We start from the raw sequence: 21308 nt of genomic DNA on the forward strand, positions 1-21308 counted from the left end.
TACGGCGGCGCGCGGCACCCGAGTCGGTGGGAGTGACCCGACCGATAGCGGCGTCCCGGCCGGGACTTCCTGGGTAGGGTCAGATGCCATGATCAGCAGCGGAGGGAATCCGGTGCCGATGATCGCCATCCGTGAGGTCAACAAGTACTTCGGCGATCTGCATGTGCTCAAAGACATCAGTCTCGAGGTCGCCCGGGGCGAGGTGGTGGCGATCCTCGGCCCCTCAGGCTCGGGCAAGTCCACGCTGTGCCGCACCATCAACCGGCTCGAAGTCGTCGACTCCGGCACCATAGCTCTCGACGGCGAGCCGCTGCCGACCGAAGGCGCGGCCCTGGCCCGGTTGCGGGCGCAGGTCGGCATGGTGTTCCAGTCGTTCAACCTGTTTCCGCACAAGACGATCCTCGCCAACGTCACACTGGCTCCGATGAAGGTGCACAAGCTGCCCCGGGCGCAGGCGCACAGCCAGGCCATGGCACTGCTGGAGCGCGTCGGGGTGGCCGATCAGGCCGACAAGCACCCCGCCCAGCTGTCCGGCGGGCAGCAGCAGCGGGTGGCGATCGCGCGCGCCCTGGCGATGAATCCCAAGGTGATGCTGTTCGATGAGCCGACCAGCGCCCTGGACCCGGAGATGATCAGCGAAGTGCTCGACGTGATGACCACCCTGGCCGACGACGGGATGACCATGGTGGTGGTCACCCACGAGATGGGTTTCGCTCGCCGTGCCGCGGACCGGGTGGTGTTCATGGCCGACGGCGCCATCGTCGAGGTCGCCCCTCCCGCAGAGTTCTTCGGCTCGCCGCAGACCGACCGGGCCCGGGACTTTCTGGCCAAGGTCCTCGAACATTGATGCTCACCGGGCGTTTGCGCACGTTGGCGCGGGTCGCTGCGGCACTGGCGTGGGCGGCCGTTTTGGCCGCGCTCACCGGGGCATGCACCGCCCACGACAGCGGCAAGATCACCATCGGGGTCAAGTTCGACCAACCCGGGTTGAGCGTCAAGAGACCCGACGGAACGCTGGACGGATTCGATGTCGCCGTTGCCCGCTACGTCGCGGCCCGGCTGGGCTACCCGCCCGACCGCATCGCCTGGCTCGAGGCACCGTCCAGCCAGCGCGAGATGCTGCTGCGCAACGGCCAGGTCGACTTCCTGGTGGCCACGTATTCGATCACCGACTCGCGCCTGCAGAAGGTCGACTTCGCCGGCCCCTACCTACTGGCCGGGCAGTCGCTGCTGGTTCGCGCCGATAACGCCGACATCACCGGCACGGCCTCGCTGCAGCGGCACAAGAAGCTGTGTTCGGTGTCTGGTTCGACGCCGGCGCAACGGATCAAGGACCGCTACCCCGGTGTGCAGTTGCAGCGTTACGACACGTACTCGGCATGCGTGGAGGCCCTGCGCAACGGCGCGATCGACGCGGTGACCACCGACGACGTGATCCTGGCCGGTTTTGCCGCCCAGAGTCCCGGCGACTTCAAGCTGGTCGGCGAACGGTTCTCCCAGGAGCTTTACGGAATCGGCGTGCGCAAGGGCAACGACGCGCTGCGGCAGCGGATCAACGACGCCCTCGAAGAAATGGAACGTGACGGTTCGTGGCGGGCGGCGTTCGAGGACAACTTCGGCCCGGCCGGGTTTGCCGTGCCCGATCCGCCGCCGATCAGACGATGATGTTCGGCGAATATCGGGGCCAGATCCTCCAATCCTTCACCGTCACGGTCGAGTTGGCGGTGCTGTCCGGTGCACTCGCGCTGGCCTTGGGCACCGGGTTGGCGGCAATGCGCCTGGCTCCGGTGCCAGTGCTGCGCCTGCTCGGCGGCGGCTACGTCCATCTGGTGCGCAATACCCCGCTGACCCTACTGCTGCTTTTGTGTTCGTTCGGGCTGTCCCAGACGCTGGGCGTGACGCTGACCGACCCGCAGTCGCCGACCTCGGTCGACGACAGCAACTTTCGCCTGGCGGTCCTCGGGCTCGGTGTCTACACCGCTTCTTTCGTCTGCGAGGCGGTGCGCGCGGGTGTCAACACGGTGGGGATCGGGCAGGCCGAGGCGGCTCGCTCGCTGGGGTTGAGTTTCACCCAAAATCTCCGGATTATCTTGCTGCCCCAAGCCTTTCGCGCCGCGATAGTTCCGTTGGGCTCGGTTTTCATCGCACTGACGAAGAACACCACGCTGGCCTCGGCGATCGGCGTCGCCGAGGCGGCGCTGCTGATGAAGACGATGACCGAGAACACCGCGGCGCTGCTGGGCGTGGGCGCGGTGTTCGCCACAGGCTTTCTGGTGCTCACACTGCCGCTCGGACTGTTGTTCGGTTACCTCGACCGGCGCTTGGCGGTGTCGCGATGAGGTCCGTGCCACGGGCGACCGTGCTGTTCGACACCCCCGGCCCGCGGGCCCGGGCGCGCCACCACGCCCTGTCGGTGACCACGGTGCTGGTCGCCGGCCTGCTGAGCTGGATGGTGTACTCGCGGCTGTGCGCCAAAGGCCAGCTGACGGCGGAGAAATGGGCGCCGTTTCTGACCGCGGACCTGTGGCGGACCTACGTGTTGCCGGGCGTGGCGGGCACTCTTACCGCAGCAGCCTGGTCCATCGGGCTCGCACTGATTCTGGGCGTCGCGCTGGGCGTCGGCCGACTGTCCCAGATCACGCCGGTGCGCTGGTGTTGCGCGGTGGTCGTGGAGTTCTTCCGGGCCATTCCGGTGCTGATCATGATGATCTTCGCCTATTTCCTCTACGGCCTGCTCAACGTGTTTCCACCGCAACAGATCGCGTTGGCCGGGGTCGTCACCGGCCTGACCCTCTACAACGGCGCGGTCATCGCCGAGATCGTGCGGGCCGGGGTCAACGCCCTGCCCGGCGGCCAAGGCGAAGCCGCCGCCGCGTTGGGGCTGGGCTGGCTCGCCTCGATGCGACTGGTCCTGCTGCCGCAGGCCGTCACGGCCATGCTTCCGGTACTGGTGTCGCAACTGGTGGTGGTGCTCAAAGACACCGCTATCGGCTACCAGATCACGTTTGTGGAGATGGTGCGCCAGGGCACCGTCGTCGGCTCCCAGTACAGCAACTACCTGCCCGCGCTCCTGGTGATCGCCGCGCTGATGATCGCCGGAAACATGGCGCTGTCAGCCGGCGCCATCGGCTTGGAACGCCGCATGCGCCAGGCTCGCCAGTCCCCCTTGGAGGCCACCACCATCGAGCCGGAAGGCACCCCGGGCACCCGCGTCGTTTAGGCACTGCGCACCCAGTTCCCGGCGTCTAGAGTCGGAATCGACAGCTAGCGACAGGAGACTCCGATGGCCATCACCCCCAAGGATGCAATCAGCGCCGCACGCGACATCGCCGCTCACACCATGGAGAAGGCCTCCGACATCGTCGAGGACGCCGGCGACATCATTCGGGGGGACATCTCCGGGGGCGTCAGCGCGATCGTCCAGGACTCGATGGCGATCGCCACGCATGCTGTGGAGCGAACCAAGGAAGTCTTCACCGGCACAGACGATGCGGCAGGCGCCTGACGCACGTCGTCAGACTCGGCGGCGCTCTCGTTCGCCGGCCAATGCGGCGCTGACCACGTCGTAGGCCATCGCCGGGCTGTAGCCGCGCCGGGCCAGCATCGCCACCAGCCGACGGGTGATCTTGACGTCGTCGTCGCCGAGGGCTTCCCGGCGAAGCCTGGCCGCCACCAGTTGCTCGGCGCGCTCGCGCTCGGCCCCGGCGTCGATGCCCGACAACGCTGTGGCGATCACGTCCTCATCGATGCCCTTGTTGCGTAACTCGGCTTCCAGCGCCTTGCGGCCCTTGCCCGCCCGCTCGCGCCGCGATCGCACCCACTGTTCGGCGAAATCGGCGTCATCGATCAACCCGGCGGTGGTCAACCGGTCGAGGATGCGGCTGCTGACCTCCTCGGAGTAGCCGCGTTTTGCCAGCTGCTCGGCGAGTTCGGCACGAGTGCGCGCCCGGGCGGTGAGCAGGCGAAGGCACAGCGCCTTCGCCTGCTCTTCGCGTTTGGGCGCTGCCGCCTCAACCAGCTCAGAAGTCGACAGGGGCAGGCAGGACTTCATCGGTCAGCTCATCGGTCAGCACGGCGCCGATGCCGAGCTTTTCCTTGATCTTCTTCTCGATCTCATTGGCCACGTCGACGTTGGTCAGCAGATAGTTGCGGGCGTTCTCCTTGCCCTGCCCCAACTGCTCGCCGTCATAGGTGAACCACGAGCCGGATTTGCGGATGAAGCCCTGATCCACGCCCATGTCGATCAGTGAACCCTCACGGCTGATGCCCCGGCCGTACAAGATGTCGAACTCGGCCTGCTTGAACGGCGGCGACACCTTGTTCTTGACCACCTTGACGCGGGTGCGGTTGCCGACCGCTTCAGTGCCGTCTTTGAGGGTCTCGATCCGCCGAACGTCCAGCCGCACCGATGCGTAGAACTTCAAAGCCTTTCCACCCGTGGTGGTTTCAGGACTGCCGAACATCACCCCGATCTTCTCCCGCAGCTGGTTGATGAAGATGGCGGTGGTACCCGAGTTGTTCAGTGCGCCGGTCATCTTCCGCAGCGCCTGGCTCATCAGCCGGGCCTGCAGACCGACGTGGCTGTCCCCCATCTCGCCTTCGATCTCCGCGCGCGGCACCAGGGCGGCCACCGAGTCGATGACCAGAATGTCCAGTGCCCCGGAACGGATCAGCGTGTCGGCGATCTCCAGCGCCTGTTCCCCGGTGTCGGGCTGGGACACCAGCAACGAGTCGGTGTCCACACCGAGCTTCTTGGCGTATTCGGGGTCCAGTGCGTGCTCGGCGTCGATGAACGCCGCGATCCCTCCGGCGGCCTGGGCGTTGGCCACCGCGTGCAGCGCCACGGTCGTCTTACCGGAGGACTCCGGGCCGTAGATCTCGACGACCCGGCCCCGAGGCAGGCCGCCGATGCCCAGCGCCACGTCCAAGGCGATGGAACCGGTCGGGATGACCGAGATCGGCTGACGCACCTCGTCCCCGAGGCGCATCACCGAGCCTTTGCCGAAGTTCTTGTCGATCTGGGCCATCGCCAGTTCGAGTGCTTTTTCGCGATCGGGCGCTTGCGCCATGATGCCTCTCCTGTGGTTCGGTAGTTCGGTTGACCGTTCTCGGTCGGTTGGCCGTGACGCTAGCGACGGGGTCTGACAGACCCGTCAGGGCCGAACGAACTGCCTCCACAGTAGGCGAACGAATGTTCGAATCAAGTAGGCGCGCGGCGTGTCGCCGCAGCGCCCGGCTCCGCCGCGCTCGCGATCGCCGCTAAGCCACCTGCATGACGTGCGCAGAGGCGCCGATGGTGGTGTCGCCGGTGCCCATCAGGGTTCGCATGAACGCCTCCTGCTCGCGCCGCCCGCGGCGCGCCGCGCGATCCAGTCCACCGGGCAGCGTCACCGCCGCAACACTGCGGGCCAGGTTCACCGGCAGCCGCACCAGCGGGTACCACGGCAGCACCGAAGTCGGCAGACCGAGCTTTCGCATCGTGCCCGATCCCAGGAAGCTACTGGTCAACGAGAGATGCTGGGCGCGTGCGATGCGGCGCCGCAGGCCGGCCATGGCGCCGAAATGCCATCCCAGCGGATCGTCGGCCATCGGTGCCGCGAGCTGCTTGGTGGTCTCGTCGGGCGCCGAAAGCGCGCCGAGGGTCTGGTAGAGCACGCGGATGCCGTCCCGGAAGCTGCGGGGCAACCAGTCGTCGCGGACTCCCATCAGCCAGCCGACATAGCGGGTCAGGTGCGCGATGTCGTCCAGTTCGGCCGGCGGCATCACGAGTCCCAGCGCCAGTCCGCCGGCCGGCGGCGCGATCAGCGCGCCCACCAACGTGGCGGCCATGTCGGTTTGGTTGACCGGCAGGCCCCATTCGTCGGCACGCCAGTCCGGCAGTGCCGCCACATGCCGGCGCACATACTCGTGGATCAGCCGGACCCGGATGGTGGCCTGGTAACCGACGCCGAGGGGCTCCAGTCCGCCCTCCGCACTGACGTCCAGCGCCCACTGCAGGGTCTCGGCGAAGCGCTTGTTGGAGCCCTTCTCCAGTACACCGGTGCGCAGCAGCGTCTTGTTGAACGAGGAGAACTGGTAGCCGCCCAGAAACGACACGTCCCGGGCGATGTAGGTGCCGTCGGCACCGCCCCGGCGCAGGGCTCGCTGGCCGCGCCGCACTCGGGCCATGTCGACCCAGTCCGGTATCGGCTCGAATTCACCGAAGAACTCCCGCAGCGGCTCAGGTGCATCCGGCACGCTGGCAAGGCCACGGGTGAGGATCTGTTCGAAGATCGGCCGCGTCTCGGCGGCCCCGGTGCTCGACATCCACTCGACCAGCCGCTGCATCGGCTCGTCTCCGGCGGTCAGGTCCTCACCGATCTTCTGCCACCGCTCGGCACTGGGCCGGCCTACCGCCAGCACCCGGGCCAGCGCCGCGATGCCCGCCGGTACGCGGCCGGGCCCGGACGGGTGGCGGGCGGGGATGGTCTGTGCGGGCGCGTTCATCGGGCGGCCTCCAAGCTATTTGGATAACATCCGTATTCCGAATTTACGGGCGCTAGTAGGGTGATGTCAATGAAACGCCCTGAGGTGGTGCGTGACTACGGCGGGATCAGCGCGGTAGACCGCCGCGCCGAGCGCCGCGGAAAGCTGCTGGCGGCCGGCCGCCAGATCTGGGGCGAGTCGGGCATCGGCGAGGTCACCGTCCGCGGAGTCTGCACCGCGGCCGGACTCACCCCGCGTTACTTCTACGAGCAGTTTCCCAATCGCGAAGCGCTGTTCTTCGCGGTCTCCGACGATGTCCGCGACCAGTTGCTCGAAGCGATGGTGACCGCAGGAGTCGGCGACCCCGGAACGCTGTCGGACAAACTCCGCTCGGCGCTGACCGCATTCCTGGACCTCATCGCCGCCGACCCCTACATCCACCGCATCGCCACCAGCGACCTGTCGGCGATTCCCGGCCTCAACGAGCACCGCGCGGGCATCCTCGACATGATCACCGACACCATCGTCGAATACGCCCCAGCCGTTCTCGACGGCCAGGACCTGGCCCCCGAAGAGTTACGGCGCGGTGCACTGTTCATCGTCGGCGGCGTCAATCAGATCATCGAAACCTGGCTCGACAACCCGGTCGAAACTCCGGCCGAACTGGCCGCGATCTGCTCAGACCTGTCGGTCGCCCTGGTGCGCAGCATTGTGGCGCACAGCGACTCGCCTCACCACTGATCGCGCGGCACGTCGAAGTCCGCGCACAGCGCCCACCACACCTCGCGGGGTTCGACACCGTCCTCGATGGCCTGCGCCGCGGTGCGTCCGCCCACCGCGGCCAGCACGTGATCTTCCAGCACCGTGTTGCCGTAGGCGGCGCCGAAACGCATCGCGACCCGCTCGCGAAATTCGGTCAGACGCACAGCCCCCAACCTACCCAGTGCTCGAAAGCGCTTCGTGGCACACCCGTACCGGGTCGGCGACTTCGCCGGCGGTGCGCGCCGCCCGCCGCGCTGCCTCACGATGGTCCGGCGAGGCCAGCACGGCGCCCACCGCCTCAGCCAGCGCCGGTCCGGTCAGCGGCCGGATCAGCCGTCCGCTGCCCTGGCGCAACACCCGGTTGGCGATCTCCCACTGATCGCCGCCACCGGGCACCACCACCAGGGGCACACCGTGCAACAGCGTCTTGGCCACCATCCCGTGCCCGCCTCCGCACACCACCACGTCGGCGTGCTGCAACAGCTGGTCCTGGCGCCCCAGACCGGCTACCGCCCACGGCGGCAGCGTCAGCGGCGGACCGCCCAGGCGCGATACCGCCAGCCGGGCACCCACAGGCAGGGTGGCACCCGGCACCAGATACTCCACCGCCAGCTCGGCCAGCCCCGCGGTGCCGGTCGCTGCCGTCGACGGCGCCACCACCACCAGCGGTCCGGCGCCCGCCGGCACGTCCAGCACCTGCTCGGTCGGTTCGAAGTGCAGGGGCCCGACCACAGCGGCTTCGGCGGGCCAGTCGGGCCGATCCACCTCAAGCGCGGGCAGCGTGGCGATCAGGCGCCGCAGCGGCCCCGGATCGCGGCCCGGCAGCCCGATGGCGACCCGGGCGTCGGCGCGCTGGCGCAGCCCACTGCGGACCGATCGTGCCGTCAGCGACCGCATCACCGCATCCCGCAGCCGGCCGCGCACCCCCGTGCCCGGAGCCAGCCCGCTGCCGATCGGCGGCAGACCTTTCGACGGCAGGTACAGCGGGTGCGGGCTCAGTTCCACCCACCCGATGCCCAGCAGCTCGGCCGCCATTCCACCGCAGGCCGTGATGACGTCGGAGACCACCAGGTCGGGCTGCAGCGCGCGCAGCCGATCTCGGTTCTGCACCGCCATCCGGGCCGCACGGTGGTGCAGTTTGGCGCCGTCGTCGGCGTCGTCATCAGCAGCGGTCGGATCGAGCCCGAGCAGTTCGGCGGCGTCCACCCCGGCGGCACGCGCGGTGTCGAGCCACTTGACACCGGTCAGCAGCGTCGGTGCGTCGCCGGCTGCCAGAAAGCGCTTGCACAAGGCGATCGCGGGGATCGCGTGACCGGGATCCGGGCCTGCTACCACTACCACTCGCATCGGCCTACCGTGCCACAGCCCCACGGGCCTAGGGTGGCAGGCATGACCGAACTGACTGACCAGCACCGCGCCGCTGAGACCGCCGAGAACATCCGCATCGTTGAAACCTTCCTCGACGCCCTCCGCGACGAGGATCTCGACGCGGCGGCCGAAGCGCTCGCCGAGGACGTCGTGTATCAGAACGTCGGGCTGCCGACCATCTACGGCCGCAGCGCCACGGTCAAGGTGTTCCGCCGCTTGTCCGGACGCGGGTCGTTCGACGTGAAGATCCACCGGATCGCCGCCGACGGCTCCGCGGTGCTCACCGAGCGCACCGACGTCCTGACGCTGGGGCCGCTGCGGCTGCAGTTCTGGGTGTGCGGAGTGTTCGAGGTGCACCACGGGCGGATCACCCTGTGGCGCGACTACTTCGACTTCCTCGACATGTTCAAGGCGACGCTGCGCGCGGTGGCGGCAACGGTGTTTCCGGCGCTGCGCCCCACGCTCTAAGGTCACGACCGTGTCAAAGCGCCCCAACCCGATTCAATACATCCGTTACTGTTACGGGCGCCCGCTGCCTCCGGAGCTGCTGGACTGGGTCCGCAACGACCTCGCGGGGCGCGGCGCCACCGTCCGGATGATCATGCGCGCCGCCGTGCCCACGACGCTGATCCTGATCCCGTTCTGGTTCCTGCCGGCCGACTTCATGACGCACTTCACCATGACGTTTCCGATCTGGTTCATGGTGATTCTGTTCGCGCATGCGCTCAACAAGGTGTGGCGCACCCACATGCTGCGCATGCACGGCCTCGATCCGGAACTCGCCAATGCCCGCAAGCGGCAGCGCGACGCCCACATCCACCGCTCCTACGTGGAGCGTTACGGCCCGCGGCCGGATTCCGTCGATCAGCGCAGCGACGACATCTAGGTGTGATCTAGACGACGCGGGGCAACTGGCCCAGTTCGTCGAACGCCTGGGCCCAGCCCAGCATCCGGTCGGTCGCTCCGGCCAACTCCTCGCGGTAGCGCCGCTGCGACATCGGGGAGTTCGCCGGGTCGCCGGTCAAAGTCGCTGAGCCGTCGTTGGCCGACGCCACCAGTTGCGCTGCGGCGGTGACCATCTCGTTGTACTGGCGGACGCCGGCACTGAGCTGCGCGGTGAAGGCGTTGATGGTCGGCACCAGGTATTGGCGGGACTGCGGACTGTCCTGCACGGCGCGCTCCATGGACACCACCTCAGCAGCGGTGGCCGCCATGGTGGACGCGGCGCGGTTGACTGCAGCCGTCAGTTCGTTGATCTCGTCGGCGGGCAGCAGTCGGCCCCGCTCAAGCACGCCCAGCAGCGAGAGCATCCCCCGCTCGGAGGCACCCAACGCGTACATCGCCGGACGCGCCGCCGACCCGGCAGCCGGCAGCCGCCGCGCGGTGGCTGCGCGCACGGCCGGCAACGGCGCGGCGCGCAGCCAGCGGTAGCGCAGCAACAACAGGGTGGCCGGCGCGGCGGCCCCCGCCGACACCAGTCCGGTGATCAGCAGCACCCACACCGGCGTCGACCAGGAGGCCAACACCGCCGTCACCAGCATCCAGAATGCGCAGGTGGCACCGAAGAACAGGCCCAGCCGCAACGCCCAGCGCCGCTTACGCAGCATCCTGGCCCGCGGATCAGCCAGTGCACCCAGCCTGGTGGCCAGGGCGTCGGCAGCCTCGCTGGCCCGGTCCACGGCACGCTGCAGCAGCGGGTGCCGGGCGCTGCCTCCGAGTGTCGCGGCCACGTCGCTACCGTCCCAGCGGATTCTCGGGGGTTGGATTCGCCCCGGACTGCGGGGCCGCCGGCGTGCCCTGGCCGGCCGCGGTGGCCGATCCGCCCGCAGGCAGCGACTCGCCGCGCATGGACGCCCGGATCTGCTCCAGGCGGGAATGACCGGCCATCTGCACTCCGGCCTGCTCGACTTCGAGCATCCGCCCCTGCACCGATCCCTGGGCGAGCTCGGCAGCTCCGATCGCGTTGGCGTAACGCCGCTCGATCTTGTCGCGCACCTCATCGAGGCTCGGGGTCGTACCCGGCGCGGCGATCTCGCTCATCGACCGCAACGATGCGCTGACCTGCTCCTGCATCTTGGCCTGCTCGAGCTGGCTGAGCAGCTTGGTGCGTTCGGCGATCTTCTGCTGCAAGACCATGGCGTTCTGCTCGACGGCCTTCTTGGCCTGCATCGCCGCGGAGAGGGCCTGGTCGTGCAGGGCCTTGAGGTCTTCGACGCTCTGTTCGGCGGTGACCAGCTGCGCCGCGAACGCCTCGGCGGCGTTGTTGTACTCGGTGGCCTTCGCGGCGTCCCCGGTGGCCGTGGCCTGGTCCGCCAAGGTCAGCGCCTGGCGCACATTGACCTGAAGCTTCTCGATGTCGGCCAGTTGGCGGTTGAGCCGCATCTCCAGTTGCCGCTGGTTGCCGATCACCTGAGCGGCCTGTTGAGTCAGGGCCTGGTGCTGGCGCTGCGCCTCTTCGATCGCCTGCTGGATCTGCACCTTGGGATCGGCGTGCTCGTCGATCTTCGAGTTGAACAGCGCCATCAGGTACTTCCACGCCTTGACGAACGGGTTGGCCATCAGTCAGCTCCGTCTGCTTGTTATCCGGTGTTGTCGCTCCGCCGGCTACCGCTGATCAATTTATCGGGTCCGGGATGCTCAGGTGGGTGTTCAAGCGTGGCGCGTCACGCTGAAACCGCCGACGCCAGCCCGCGAATCGGTGGGATCACCACCTTGGTGCCGGCATCGATGCGGGTCACTGCGGCCTGGCGCTGCGCCTGGTCGGACCGCTCGGCGTGGGCGAGGCGGGTTCCGGCATCGAAGAGCACACGCGACAGCGGGATCTGCAACGCCGCGCAGATCGCGTTGAGCAGCTCACTGGATGCCTCTTTGCGGCCCCGCTCGACCTCCGAGAGGTATCCGAGGCTGACCCGCGCGGTGTCGGACACCTCGCGCAGCGTGCGCCCCTGGGCCGTCCGGGCCTGGCGCAGCACCTCACCGACCGACTCCCGCAGCAATGTCGTCATCGTGCACTCCCCTCCCGGGTCAATCTCGGCGATCCACCGTCATCACCTCAACGCGCACCGACCCCGACGGGTTCCCGAAGTACGCGGTCAACTCGCGGCCGGGCCGCCGCGAAGGTCGGTGACCGCTGAGACCACGTAGTCGATCCCGGTCAGCACGGTCAGAATCACCGCCACGGCCATCACCGTCCAGGCCGTCACCAGCCAGGGCCCGGACAGCGGCAGGATCAGCAGGCCGATACCCACGGCCTGCACCAGGGTTTTGAGTTTGCCGCCGCGGCTGGCCGGGATCACACCTCGGTGCAGCACCGCGAACCGCAGCACGGTGATCCCGATCTCGCGGGCCAGGATCACCACCGTCACCCACCACCACAGGTCGCCGAGCATCGACAGCCCGATCAGCGCGGCGCCGATCAGCGCCTTGTCGGCGATCGGGTCGGCCAGCGCGCCGAATTCGGTCACCATGCCGTAGTTGCGTGCCAGGGTGCCGTCCAGCCGGTCGGTGATGATCGCCACGGCGAAGATGACGAACGCCGCGATCCGCGTCCTCGGATCGTGGCCGTCCTCGGCGAACAGCGCCAGCAGGAAGACCGGGACCAGCCCCAACCGCATGACGGTCAGTGCGTTCGCGAGATTGACCACGGGGACTTTCGTCACCGTCGGACCGGTTTTAGGGTGCCCCGACACGGCGTCAGAATATCTGTTGTCCAGGCCGAAACGAGAAACCGATACTGTGCAGCTGTGAATCTTGCGGCGGACCAACCGGCCCAGCGGCCTGTGGTCCGGCGCGCACGCGCCTCCGACGTCCCGGCGATCAAGCGGCTGGTGGACATCTACGCCGGCAAGATCCTGCTGGAAAAGAACCTGGTGACGCTCTACGAGTCGGTCCAGGAGTTCTGGGTCGCCGAGGACGGCGACCAGCAGGTGGTGGGGTGCGGCGCCCTGCACGTGCTGTGGTCGGACCTCGGCGAGGTACGCACGATCGCGGTGGACCCCGGGCTGACCGGGCACGGGATCGGACACGCGATCGTCGACCGCCTGCTGACTGTCGCCCGCGAGCTGGAGCTGCAGCGGCTGTTCGTGCTGACCTTCGAGACCGAGTTCTTCGCCCGCCACGGTTTCACCGAGATCGACGGAACGCCGGTGACCCCCGAGGTGTACGAGGAGCTGCAACGTTCCTATGACGTCGGGGTGGCCGAATTCCTGGACCTGAGTTACGTCAAGCCCAACACCCTGGGTAACACCCGGATGCTGCTGATCCTCTAGTCGACGATCAGATCGCGGGACCGGCGGGTGGCGCCGATGAGAAAGCTGAACTGTCCGTCGGACTCCATGCGGCCCTCCCGGACCACGGAGAGATCCGCGATTCCCTGTTTGCGGGCCTGCTCGCGGACCTGCTCCTCAGTGATCATCTCTTTGCGCATGTTCGCGTGCAGCAGCGCGCCGTCCTGGATCACCAGCAATGGACCGGGCCGCAGGAACCTGGCCACGGCCGGCCAGCGGTGCGCCATCCAGTTCAGCAGGTAGGACCAGCCGATGATCACGCCGACCAGCAAGATGCCGTCGCTGATCGATCGGTAGCCGCCGGCCATCCCGTTCTGCGCCGCGTCGGCGATCAGCACCACGACGATGAGGTCGGTGATGCCGTTGGTGCCGGCCTCGCGTTTGAGCACCACCCGCAGCATCGCGTAGATCGCGATGTAGATGACCGTCCCGCGGATGAAGATCTCCGAGGGCGGGGTATCGAAAGCGAAAAGTCGTGCCCACTCCACGCCGGGGAGATTACGCGCCCCGCTGACCGGGGCAAACTGCCGGTGTCCGGTCCGTAGCCGCACTGTGGCCGGCATGTGTCCGCACACCGGTACGCCGGGCCGGACATGAGGACTTCCGGCCCTGCCGTACGCTACCGCCACAGGAGATAGTGGTACTGACAGTTGCAGACAACTGGAGGTGGCTGTGGCCGAGTACTTGACCCCCCTGGACGCCGGATTTCTCGGGCTGGAGGATTCCGACCACAACGTCAGCATGGCCACTGGGACGCTCGCGGTGCTGGCGGGTCCGATGCCCGAGCACGCCGCGCTGGCGGCGACGCTGGCCGAGCGCCTCGGCGGGTGTACACGGTTCGGACAGCGACTGGTCCGGCACGCCCTGGATCTGGGCGCACCCGAATGGGTCGATGATCCGCACTTCGACGTCACTCACCACATCGGCCGGGTCGCGGCGCCGGCGCCCGGCGGAGACGCCGAGTTGCACACGGTGGTCGCCGACGTGATGTCGTGGCGTCTGGACCGCGACCGTCCGCTCTGGGAGATCTGGGTGATCGGCGGTCTCAGCGACGATCGGTGGGCCCTGCTGATGAAGGTGCACCACTGCATCGCCGGCAGCGCCGCAGCCGCGCACATGCTCACCGGGCTGTCCGACAGCGGTATGAGCCACCACCGGCCCGGTACCGCCGCGCCGCCCGCCGCCGACCGGCCGGGGCACGCCCGGCCGCTGCTGGACCTCAATCCGCTGCATTGGGTGTACAACCTGCGCGGCGTCGTCGAACTTGCCAGCGGCCTGCTACAGCCGGCGTCGTCGCCGCTCAACGGTCCGATCACCAGCCGGCGCCGCTACAGCGCCGCACGGGTGCCGCTCGACGGCATCGAACAGGTGTGCCGGGCGTTCGAGGTGACCGTCGACGACGTGGTGCTGGCGGCGCTGACCGAGAGCTACCGCGACTTCATGATCCGCCGCGGTGAAGTTCCCGAGCCCGATTCGCTGCGCACCCTGGTTCCGTTCTCGCCGTCGTCCCCCGACGCCGCGCCGACCTCCGAGAGCCGGGCTTCGGTGCTGCTGCCCCGGCTGCCGGTCGAGGAGTCGAACCCGATCCGGCGGCTGCTGGCGGTGCGTTCCCGGCTGGCGCAGGCCAAGGCCGGCGGGCAGCGGCACGCCGCGCGTGCCGTCATCTCCGCGGCCGGCATGCTTCCCGTCGCGTGGTCGGGGTGGGCGGCCCGGCTGTTCGGCCAACTCCGCCAGCGCGGGGTCGTGGCGCTGGCGACCAATGTCTCAGGCCCGGCAGAGCCGTTGCAGATCATGGGATGCGACGTGGTTCAGGTGCTGCCCGTGCCCCCGATCGCGATGCAGCTGCGCGCCGGCGTCTCGGCTCTGAGTTATGCCGGGAACCTATTCATCGGGGTGCTGGCCGACTTCGAGTTCGCCGCGGTCGACGAACTGGCCCGGGGCCTGGAGGCTGCGGTGGCCCGGCTGGTGGCGCGCAGCCGACGACGCAAGCCGCTCCGCGACTGGCACGGCCTGGCATTGGTGCGCAGCGCGTAAGGCTCCCCGGGTACGGTTGCCCGGCCGTCTTCGGCACAGGGCGCCGGCTAGAAGTCTTCGCCGTCCCCGGTGTCCGGCTCGCCGCCGCCGCGAATGGCCATCAGAGTGGCCGCCAGCTCGTCGGGCTTGACCAGAACCTGCCGCGCCTTGGAGCCCTCGGAGGGTCCGACGATGCTGCGGGTCTCCATCAGGTCCATCAGCCGGCCGGCCTTGGCGAATCCCACCCGCAGCTTGCGCTGCAGCATCGAGGTGGAACCGAACTGGCTCGACACCACCAGCTCGACGGCCTGCAGGAAGACCTCCATGTCGTCGCCGATGTCGGGGTCCACGTCGGCGCGGTCGCCGCCGGCCTTCACCGCGGTGACGCCCTCGGTGTACTCGGGCTCTGCCTGGTCCTTGCAGGCGCTGACCACGGCCTGGATCTCCTCGTCGGAGATGAACGCGCCCTGCAACCGGATCGGTTTGTTCGCGCCCATCGGCAGGAACAGACCGTCGCCCATCCCGATCAGCTTCTCGGCGCCGGGCTGATCCAGGATGACCCGGGAATCGGTGAGCGAGGAGGTGGCGAACGCCAGCCGGGACGGCACATTGGTCTTGATCAGACCGGTGACGACGTCCACCGACGGCCGCTGGGTGGCCAGCACCAGGTGGATGCCGGCGGCGCGGGCTTTCTGGGTGATCCGCACGATCGCGTCCTCGACATCGCGGGGAGCGGTCATCATCAGGTCGGCGAGCTCGTCGACCACCGCAAGGATGTAGGGGTAGGGCCGGTAGACCCGTTCGCTGCCCAGCGGCGTGGTGATCTCCCCGGAGCGGACCTTGTCGTTGAAGTCGTTGATGTGGCGCACCCGGGATGACTTCATGTCCTGGTAGCGCTGCTCCATCTCCTCGACCAGCCAGGCCAGCGCGGCGGCCGCCTTCTTGGGTTCGGTGATGATCGGGGTGATCAGGTGTGGAATGCCTTCGTAGGGCGTCAGTTCCACCATCTTCGGGTCGATCAGGATCATCCTGACCTCTTCGGGGGTGGCGCGCGCCAGCAGTGACACCAGCATGGAGTTGACGAAGCTGGACTTGCCCGAGCCGGTGGAGCCGGCCACCAGCAGGTGCGGCATCTTGGCCAGGTTGGCGCAGATGAAGTCGCCCTCGATGTCCTTGCCCAGGCCGATCACCAGCGGGTGGTGGTCGGAGCGGGTGGACGGCGCGGTCAGCACGTCGGCCAGCCGCACCAGTTCGCGGTCGGTGTTGGGCACCTCGATACCGACGGCGGACTTGCCCGGAATCGGCGCGAGCATCCGCACGCTCTCGGTGGCCACCGCGTAGGCGATGTTGCGCTGCAGGGCGGTGATCTTCTCGACCTTGACCCCCGGCCCCAGTTCCACCTCGTAACGGGTGACGGTGGGTCCGCGGGTGCAGCCGGTGACCGCCGCATCGACCTTGAACTGCTCCAGCACCGAGGTGATCGCGTCGGCCATCTGGTCGTTGGCGGCAGTGCGTGTCTTCGGGGGATCACCGGCGACCAGCAGGCTCAGTGCGGGCAGCGTGTAGGGACCCTCGACCACCCGGTCGAGGACGACCGTGGTGTCGGTGGGCGCGGCCGCCTTGGGCGCCTTGGGCGCCTTGCGGCGCACGGGCTTGACCGGAGGTGGCGGCGCCTCCGGCTCTTCCTCGAGCGGGTAGTTGTCCAGCGGGGATCGCGATTGCCAGTCCGGGGCGTCCGGCGCAGCCTCGGGCGCCGCCGCGCCGAACCGGCTCACACCGCCGGTCGGGCCGGCGGCCCCGGCGTCGTGGCCGTCGGCAGCGGCGCCGGGGTGGCCCTGGCCGTAGTCCTGATCCGCGTAGGCCTCGCCGTCGTATTCGTCGTGGTAGTCGTCATCGCCGTATTGCTCGGCATCGTCGTAGTCGCCGTAGTCGTCATAGTCGTCGTAGTCGCCGCGGAACATCGTCCGCAGGGCCTCCGGCGCCTCGCGCAGGGTGGTCCCGGTGAGCAACAGCACGCCGAACAGCACACCGATGCACAACAGCGGTGCGGCGATCCACGCCGTGAGCCCGTCGGCGAGCGGGCCGCCGATCGCAAATCCCACGAACCCGGCGCCGTGCAGACGCCCGTCGGGACTCTGCGGCGAACCCGACCACAGGTGCCACAGACCCAGCAGCGGCAACGCGATCATGGCCGAGCCGAGGATCAGCCGGGGCCGGTTCTCCGGGTCTGGTTCGGTGCGCATCAGCAGCACGGCGGCGCCCGCGGCCAAGACCGGCAGCAGCACCACCGCCCCGCCGATCACGGCGCGCAGACCGGTGTCGATCCACGCGCCGACCGGCCGGGCGGCATCCAGCCAGCAGCTCGCCGCGGTCACCACGGCCAGGGCCAGCAGCGCCAGCGCGATGCCGTCGCGGCGATGTCCGGGGTCGATGTCGTGCGCGCGACCGACAGAACGTGCGGCGCTGCCGGCGCCCTTGGCCACCATCAGCCAGGTCGCACGGGCAACGCGCCCGAAGGCCATACCGACCGCCACCGGACGCGACGGCTGCGGCGCGGCGCGGCGCGCCTTGGCCGGCCGAGCAGCCCGCGCTCCCCCCTTAGCGGCCTTCGACCTGGTCGTTCGGGTGCCAGAACGCGCAGGGGCCCTACTAGCGGTCTTACTAGCCATATGGGCAAGCCTAGTCGCAAATACCCCATCTGCACCATAAGCCACACTGACCCCGAGCGACCCGTTCGCCGCACGTCCGGCGCCCGGCTGGGTAGGGTGACCGGGGAATCCCCCTCTGCCAAGGAGTCGCACATGCCCGTGGTCGTCGTCGCCACCTTCGCCGTCAAGCCGGAATCGGTCGAAACCGTCCGCGAAATCTGCACCAAGGCGGTGGCGCAGGTACACCAGGAGCCCGGCTGCGAGCTGTACTCCCTGCACGAGGCCGACGGGGCCTTCGTGTTCATCGAGCAGTGGGCCGACGGTGAGGCCCTCAAGGCGCACTCGACCTCGCCGGCCTCCGGCGAACTGTTCGGCAGCCTCAGCGAGCACCTGGCCGGCGCACCCGAGATCAAGTTGCTCAACGCCGTGCCCGCAGGCGACCCGGCCAAGGGCCAACTGCGGTCGTGACGGCCCGGCCGTCGGACAAGGCACAGCAGGGCAAGGTCGCGCTGATCACCGGCGCGGCCCGCGGCCAGGGTCGCGCTCATGCCCTGCGGCTGGCCGCCGACGGCGCCGACATCATCGCCGTCGACCTGTGTGATCAGATCGACAGCGTGCCCTATCCGCTGGCCGTCGCCGAGGACTTGGCGACGACGGCGGAGCTGGTCGAACGCACCGGCGCGCGCGTCGTGGCCCGGCAGGCCGACGTGCGGGACCAGGCGGCACTGGGTGCCGCGGTGCAGGCCGGACTCGACGAGCTGGGCCGGGTCGACATCGTGGTGGCCAACGCCGGCATCGCCCCGATGGCCGCAGCCGACGGCTGGCGTGACGTCATCGACGTCAACCTGACCGGCGCCTACCACACCATCGAAGCGGCACTTCCGGCGATGATCGCCCAAGGCGAGGGCGGCTCTATCGTGCTGATAAGCTCAGTCGCGGGCCTGGCCGGCATCGGCAGTCACGACGCGGGCGCGATCGGTTACGCCGCGGCCAAGCACGGGCTGGTGGGGTTGATGCGGGTCTACGCGAACCTGCTGGCGCCGCACAGTATTCGGGTGAACTCGGTGCATCCGGCCGGGGTCGATACGCCGATGATCAACAACGACTACGTGCGGGGCTGGCTCGCGGAGCTCACCTCCGCGACGGGCTCGCCACCGGACATGGGCAATGCGCTGCCGGTGGCGGTGCTGCAACCGGAGGACATCGCCAATGCGGTGGCCTGGCTGGTCTCCGACGCGGCCCGCTACGTCACCGGCATCGCCGTTCCCGTCGACGCCGGCTTCGTCAACAAGCGATGAGCCGCGACAAGCGTTAGGCCCGCGACCCGCCCAAACCGTCCGCCACGCCGAAACACGCAGCGGCTGTGACGGATCAGATCTCGAGCACCGTCGGCACGATCATCGGCTGTCGCCGGTAGGTCTCCCCGACCCACTTGCCCACCGTGCGGCGCACCGCCTGGGCGATCCGGACCGGGTCGGTGACCCCTTCTGCGGCGAGCGACTCCAGCTCCGCCTCAACCTTGCGCACCGCCGGCTCCAGCGCCTTGGGATCTTCGGAGAAACCACGCGAATGCAGGTGCGGCGCAGCCAACGGCTTTCCGGTGCCGCGGCGCAGTACCACCGTTATCGCGACGAATCCGCTCGACAGGATCAGCCGCTCCCCCAGCGTCGCGTCGCCCACGTCGCCGTCGACGAGTCCGTCGACGAACATCTTGCCGACCGGAACCGCGCCGGCGATGCGGGCCTGCCCGGCGACCAGATCGACGCTGACCCCGTTCTCGGCCAGCAGGATCGAGTCCTCCGGCACCCCGGTACGGGCGGCCAGCGCGGCGTTGGCCCGCAGCATCCGCCAGGTGCCGTGGACGGGCATCACATTGCGCGGCCGGATCCCGTTGTAGAGGAACAGCAGCTCGCCGGCGTACGCATGCCCAGAGACGTGCACACGGGCGGCGGCGTTGGTGACCACCCGGGCGCCGATCTTGGCCAGGGCGTCCAGCACGCCGAAGACCGCTTCCTCGTTGCCGGGGATCAGCGACGACGACAGGACCACCAGGTCACCGGCGGTCAGCGTGATCGACCGGTGCTCGCCGCGCGACATGCGCGACAGCGCCGACAGCGGCTCGCCTTGAGTTCCGGTGGTGACCAGCACCACCTTGTCCGGCGGCATCATCTCGGCGGCCCCGATGTCCACCAGATCCGAGTCGGCCACCCGCAGGAAGCCCAAGTCCTTCGCGATGCCCATGTTGCGCACCATCGACCGGCCGACGAAGGCCACCCGCCGGCCCTGTGACACCGCGGCATCGACGATCTGCTGCACCCGGTCGACGTTGGAGGCAAAACAGGCGACGATCACCCGACCCTCGGCCCCGCGGATCAGCCGATGCAGGGTGGGCCCGACCTCGCTCTCGCTCGGCCCGACCCCGGGGATCTCGGCGTTGGTGGAGTCGCACAGGAACAGGTCCACGCCCTGGTCACCCAGCCGGGACATGCCGGGCAGGTCGGTGGGGCGCCCGTCCGGTGGCAGCTGGTCGAGTTTGATGTCGCCGGTGTGCAGCACCGTGCCCGCGCCGGTATGCACCGCGATGGCCAGCGCGTCCGGGATCGAATGGTTCACCGCGAAGTATTCGCATTCGAACACGCCGTGGGTGCTGCGCTGGCCTTCTGCCACCTGAACGAACACCGGCTTGATGCGGTGCTCCCGGCACTTGGCGGCGACCAATGCCAGCGTGAACTTCGAACCGACCACCGGGATGTCGGCCCGCAGTTTTAGCAGGAACGGGATGGCGCCGATGTGGTCCTCGTGGGCGTGGGTGAGCACCAGCGCCTCGACGTCGTCGAGCCGGTCGGCGATGTGGCGGATGTCGGGCAGGATCAGGTCCACGCCGGGCTCGTCGTGGCCGGGGAACAGCACGCCGCAGTCGATGATCAGCAGCCGGCCGAGGTGCTCGAAAACGGTCATGTTGCGGCCGATTTCGCTGATTCCGCCCAGCGCGGTGACACGCAGCCCGCCTTCGGCCAACGGACCCGGCGGAGTGAGATCCTCGGTCACGTGTGCCTCACCCGAGGACGGCCGCGGCGCGCATGTCGATGGCCAGTTCCTCGACCTCCGCGGCGGAGGCCGGCACCATGGGCAACCGGGGGTCGCCTACCTCGAAGCCCTGCAACCGCAGGCCGGCCTTGACGAAGGTCACCCCGCCCACCCGGCCCATCGCATTGGACAGCGGGGCGATCGAGACGTTGATCTTGCGGGCGGTCTCGACGTCGCCGGCGGTGTAGGCGGCGAGCATGTCGCGCAGCTGCCCGGCCGCGAAGTGCGACACCACGCTGACGAATCCGGTCGCGCCCATGGCCAGCCAGGGCAGGTTCAGCGCGTCATCGCCGGAGTAGTAGGCCAGGCCGGTCTCCGCCATGATCTGCGCCCCGGCGTGCAGGTCGCCCTTGGCGTCCTTGATGGCCACGATGTTGGGGTGTTCGGCCAGCTCGAAGATGGTGTCGGGAGCGATCGGCACCACCGAGCGGGCCGGGATGTCATACAGCATCACCGGCAGCGAGCTGGCGTCGGCGACGGCGGTGAAGTGCGCCAGCAACCCGGCCTGCGACGGACGCGAGTAGTACGGCGTCACCACCAGCAGGCCATGCGCCCCGACCCCGGCGCACGCCTCGGCCAGCCGCACGCTGTGCTCGGTGTCATTGCTGCCGGCGCCGGCGATGATGCGGGCCCGGTCGCCGACCGCCTCGACCACCGCACGCACTGTCTCTTATACACA

The 21308-nt window shown here is 68.8% G+C and carries 24 protein-coding genes and 1 pseudogene; 12 read left to right on the top strand and 13 right to left on the bottom strand.

Annotated features, from left to right (window positions below):
• The first annotated feature begins 118 nt into the window (after positions 1-118).
• The 5 genes from LI92_RS02315 to LI92_RS02335 all read left to right on the top strand — a co-directional run bounded on the left by LI92_RS02315 (position 119) and on the right by LI92_RS02335 (position 3505).
• Complete coding sequence (locus LI92_RS02315) at positions 119-847, top strand: amino acid ABC transporter ATP-binding protein (protein ID WP_046315525.1); 729 nt, start codon at positions 119-121, stop codon at positions 845-847.
• Complete coding sequence (locus tag LI92_RS02320) at positions 847-1665, top strand: glutamate ABC transporter substrate-binding protein (protein WP_152665304.1); 819 nt, start codon at positions 847-849, stop codon at positions 1663-1665. Before LI92_RS02315 ends, LI92_RS02320 begins: the two co-directional genes overlap by 1 nt.
• On the top strand, positions 1662-2339 hold the full coding sequence (locus LI92_RS02325; RefSeq protein ID WP_046315471.1) for an amino acid ABC transporter permease: 678 nt from the start codon (positions 1662-1664) through the stop codon (positions 2337-2339). The genes LI92_RS02320 and LI92_RS02325 overlap by 4 nt, the downstream gene beginning before the upstream one ends.
• Entirely contained in the window at positions 2336-3220 is an 885-nt protein-coding gene (locus LI92_RS02330; RefSeq protein WP_046315473.1) for an amino acid ABC transporter permease, read from the top strand. The genes LI92_RS02325 and LI92_RS02330 overlap by 4 nt, the downstream gene beginning before the upstream one ends.
• A gap of 63 nt (positions 3221-3283) precedes the next feature.
• Positions 3284-3505 (top strand): Rv1893 family protein, encoded by a 222-nt coding sequence (locus LI92_RS02335; RefSeq protein ID WP_046315475.1) that lies wholly within the window; start codon positions 3284-3286, stop codon positions 3503-3505.
• Between the two features lie 9 nt (positions 3506-3514).
• Here LI92_RS02335 and recX read toward each other — a convergent pair whose 3' ends face one another.
• The 3 genes from recX to LI92_RS02350 all read right to left on the bottom strand — a co-directional run bounded on the left by recX (position 3515) and on the right by LI92_RS02350 (position 6486).
• The gene (gene recX, locus LI92_RS02340) at positions 3515-4051 is read right to left on the bottom strand and encodes a recombination regulator RecX (RefSeq protein ID WP_046315477.1); all 537 of its coding nucleotides are present in this window, start codon (positions 4049-4051) and stop codon (positions 3515-3517) included.
• A complete protein-coding gene (recA, locus tag LI92_RS02345; protein WP_046315480.1) occupies positions 4020-5069 on the bottom strand; it encodes a recombinase RecA in 1050 nt (349 codons plus the stop codon). Before recA ends, recX begins: the two co-directional genes overlap by 32 nt.
• A gap of 190 nt (positions 5070-5259) precedes the next feature.
• Positions 5260-6486, bottom strand: coding sequence for an oxygenase MpaB family protein (locus LI92_RS02350; protein WP_046315482.1), 1227 nt, complete (start codon positions 6484-6486; stop codon positions 5260-5262).
• Positions 6487-6555: 69 nt separating this feature from the next.
• Here LI92_RS02350 and LI92_RS02355 point away from each other — a divergent pair, with 69 nt between their 5' ends.
• Positions 6556-7206, top strand: coding sequence for a TetR/AcrR family transcriptional regulator (locus tag LI92_RS02355; RefSeq protein WP_046315483.1), 651 nt, complete (start codon positions 6556-6558; stop codon positions 7204-7206).
• Here LI92_RS02355 and LI92_RS02360 read toward each other — a convergent pair.
• Together LI92_RS02360 and LI92_RS02365 are read right to left on the bottom strand one after the other, a co-directional pair.
• Entirely contained in the window at positions 7197-7391 is a 195-nt protein-coding gene (locus tag LI92_RS02360) for a DUF3046 domain-containing protein (RefSeq protein WP_046315485.1), read from the bottom strand. The two genes, LI92_RS02355 and LI92_RS02360, sit on opposite strands and share 10 nt — an antisense overlap.
• Positions 7392-7401: 10 nt before the next feature.
• Positions 7402-8574: a glycosyltransferase gene (locus tag LI92_RS02365; protein WP_046315528.1), complete on the bottom strand. Its 1173-nt coding sequence runs from the start codon at positions 8572-8574 to the stop codon at positions 7402-7404.
• A 42-nt stretch (positions 8575-8616) separates the two neighbouring features.
• Between LI92_RS02365 and LI92_RS02370 the strand changes: the two genes are divergently transcribed.
• Together LI92_RS02370 and LI92_RS02375 are read left to right on the top strand one after the other, a co-directional pair.
• Positions 8617-9063 (top strand): limonene-1,2-epoxide hydrolase family protein, encoded by a 447-nt coding sequence (locus tag LI92_RS02370; protein ID WP_046315530.1) that lies wholly within the window; start codon positions 8617-8619, stop codon positions 9061-9063.
• A gap of 10 nt (positions 9064-9073) precedes the next feature.
• On the top strand, positions 9074-9481 hold the full coding sequence (locus LI92_RS02375; RefSeq protein ID WP_046315487.1) for a DUF5313 domain-containing protein: 408 nt from the start codon (positions 9074-9076) through the stop codon (positions 9479-9481).
• A gap of 7 nt (positions 9482-9488) precedes the next feature.
• Here the strand turns inward: LI92_RS02375 and pspM are convergent, their stop codons facing one another.
• The 4 genes from pspM to pgsA all read right to left on the bottom strand — a co-directional run bounded on the left by pspM (position 9489) and on the right by pgsA (position 12284).
• On the bottom strand, positions 9489-10325 hold the full coding sequence (gene pspM, locus LI92_RS02380; protein ID WP_046315489.1) for a phage shock envelope stress response protein PspM: 837 nt from the start codon (positions 10323-10325) through the stop codon (positions 9489-9491).
• Between the two features lie 4 nt (positions 10326-10329).
• A complete protein-coding gene (pspA, locus tag LI92_RS02385; protein WP_046315492.1) occupies positions 10330-11154 on the bottom strand; it encodes a phage shock protein PspA in 825 nt (274 codons plus the stop codon).
• 104 nt (positions 11155-11258) lie between these two features.
• Positions 11259-11600 carry a transcriptional regulator ClgR gene (gene clgR / locus LI92_RS02390; protein ID WP_046315495.1) on the bottom strand — a complete coding sequence of 114 codons (342 nt, stop codon included), beginning with the start codon at positions 11598-11600 and terminating at the stop codon, positions 11259-11261.
• Positions 11601-11687: 87 nt separating this feature from the next.
• Positions 11688-12284, bottom strand: coding sequence for a CDP-diacylglycerol--glycerol-3-phosphate 3-phosphatidyltransferase (pgsA, locus tag LI92_RS02395; RefSeq protein ID WP_046315497.1), 597 nt, complete (start codon positions 12282-12284; stop codon positions 11688-11690).
• Positions 12285-12338: 54 nt separating this feature from the next.
• Here pgsA and LI92_RS02400 point away from each other — a divergent pair, with 54 nt between their 5' ends.
• A complete protein-coding gene (locus LI92_RS02400) occupies positions 12339-12863 on the top strand; it encodes an amino-acid N-acetyltransferase (protein ID WP_192829961.1) in 525 nt (174 codons plus the stop codon).
• Here the strand turns inward: LI92_RS02400 and LI92_RS02405 are convergent.
• Positions 12860-13369: a DUF421 domain-containing protein gene (locus LI92_RS02405; protein ID WP_046315499.1), complete on the bottom strand. Its 510-nt coding sequence runs from the start codon at positions 13367-13369 to the stop codon at positions 12860-12862. The genes LI92_RS02400 and LI92_RS02405 overlap by 4 nt on opposite strands.
• Positions 13370-13553: 184 nt before the next feature.
• Here LI92_RS02405 and LI92_RS02410 point away from each other — a divergent pair, with 184 nt between their 5' ends.
• Positions 13554-14915 carry a wax ester/triacylglycerol synthase family O-acyltransferase gene (locus LI92_RS02410; protein WP_353585437.1) on the top strand — a complete coding sequence of 454 codons (1362 nt, stop codon included), beginning with the start codon at positions 13554-13556 and terminating at the stop codon, positions 14913-14915.
• Positions 14916-14962: 47 nt separating this feature from the next.
• On the opposite strand, the gene LI92_RS02415 is transcribed toward LI92_RS02410, so the two are convergent.
• The gene (locus LI92_RS02415; RefSeq protein ID WP_152665305.1) at positions 14963-17563 is read right to left on the bottom strand and encodes an FtsK/SpoIIIE family DNA translocase; all 2601 of its coding nucleotides are present in this window, start codon (positions 17561-17563) and stop codon (positions 14963-14965) included.
• Between the two features lie 132 nt (positions 17564-17695).
• Between LI92_RS02415 and LI92_RS02420 the strand changes: the two genes are divergently transcribed.
• Both LI92_RS02420 and LI92_RS02425 read left to right on the top strand, forming a co-directional pair.
• On the top strand, positions 17696-18010 hold the full coding sequence (locus LI92_RS02420) for a putative quinol monooxygenase (protein WP_046315504.1): 315 nt from the start codon (positions 17696-17698) through the stop codon (positions 18008-18010).
• On the top strand, positions 18007-18840 hold the full coding sequence (locus tag LI92_RS02425; RefSeq protein WP_046315507.1) for a mycofactocin-coupled SDR family oxidoreductase: 834 nt from the start codon (positions 18007-18009) through the stop codon (positions 18838-18840). The genes LI92_RS02420 and LI92_RS02425 overlap by 4 nt, the downstream gene beginning before the upstream one ends.
• A 73-nt stretch (positions 18841-18913) precedes the next feature.
• Here the strand turns inward: LI92_RS02425 and LI92_RS02430 are convergent, their stop codons facing one another.
• Positions 18914-20590, bottom strand: coding sequence for a ribonuclease J (locus LI92_RS02430; RefSeq protein WP_046315509.1), 1677 nt, complete (start codon positions 20588-20590; stop codon positions 18914-18916).
• A 7-nt stretch (positions 20591-20597) separates the two neighbouring features.
• A pseudogene (locus LI92_RS02435) lies at positions 20598-21299 on the bottom strand (4-hydroxy-tetrahydrodipicolinate synthase family protein); the annotation flags it as partial.
• Between the last annotated feature and the right edge of the window lie 9 nt (positions 21300-21308).

The sequence above is a fragment of the Mycobacterium sp. UM_Kg1 genome, from assembly GCF_000972925.1.
Taxonomy (GTDB): Bacteria; Actinomycetota; Actinomycetes; order Mycobacteriales; family Mycobacteriaceae; genus Mycobacterium; species Mycobacterium hiberniae.

Excerpts from the sequence above, each read along its gene's own strand:
- LI92_RS02320 (WP_152665304.1), top strand. The coding sequence starts at position 847 with ATGCTCACCGGGCGTTTGCGCACGTTGGCGCGGGTCGCTGCGGCACTG.
- LI92_RS02335 (WP_046315475.1), top strand. The coding sequence starts at position 3,284 with ATGGCCATCACCCCCAAGGATGCAATCAGCGCCGCACGCGACATCGCC.
- LI92_RS02350 (WP_046315482.1), bottom strand. The coding sequence starts at position 6,486 with ATGAACGCGCCCGCACAGACCATCCCCGCCCGCCACCCGTCCGGGCCC.
- LI92_RS02330 (WP_046315473.1), top strand. The coding sequence starts at position 2,336 with ATGAGGTCCGTGCCACGGGCGACCGTGCTGTTCGACACCCCCGGCCCG.
- recA (WP_046315480.1), bottom strand. The coding sequence starts at position 5,069 with ATGGCGCAAGCGCCCGATCGCGAAAAAGCACTCGAACTGGCGATGGCC.
- LI92_RS02315 (WP_046315525.1), top strand. The coding sequence starts at position 119 with ATGATCGCCATCCGTGAGGTCAACAAGTACTTCGGCGATCTGCATGTG.
- LI92_RS02420 (WP_046315504.1), top strand. The coding sequence starts at position 17,696 with ATGCCCGTGGTCGTCGTCGCCACCTTCGCCGTCAAGCCGGAATCGGTC.
- LI92_RS02355 (WP_046315483.1), top strand. The coding sequence starts at position 6,556 with ATGAAACGCCCTGAGGTGGTGCGTGACTACGGCGGGATCAGCGCGGTA.
- pspA (WP_046315492.1), bottom strand. The coding sequence starts at position 11,154 with ATGGCCAACCCGTTCGTCAAGGCGTGGAAGTACCTGATGGCGCTGTTC.
- LI92_RS02415 (WP_152665305.1), bottom strand. The coding sequence starts at position 17,563 with ATGGCTAGTAAGACCGCTAGTAGGGCCCCTGCGCGTTCTGGCACCCGA.
- LI92_RS02365 (WP_046315528.1), bottom strand. The coding sequence starts at position 8,574 with ATGCGAGTGGTAGTGGTAGCAGGCCCGGATCCCGGTCACGCGATCCCC.
- clgR (WP_046315495.1), bottom strand. The coding sequence starts at position 11,600 with ATGACGACATTGCTGCGGGAGTCGGTCGGTGAGGTGCTGCGCCAGGCC.
- LI92_RS02370 (WP_046315530.1), top strand. The coding sequence starts at position 8,617 with ATGACCGAACTGACTGACCAGCACCGCGCCGCTGAGACCGCCGAGAAC.
- LI92_RS02325 (WP_046315471.1), top strand. The coding sequence starts at position 1,662 with ATGATGTTCGGCGAATATCGGGGCCAGATCCTCCAATCCTTCACCGTC.
- recX (WP_046315477.1), bottom strand. The coding sequence starts at position 4,051 with ATGAAGTCCTGCCTGCCCCTGTCGACTTCTGAGCTGGTTGAGGCGGCA.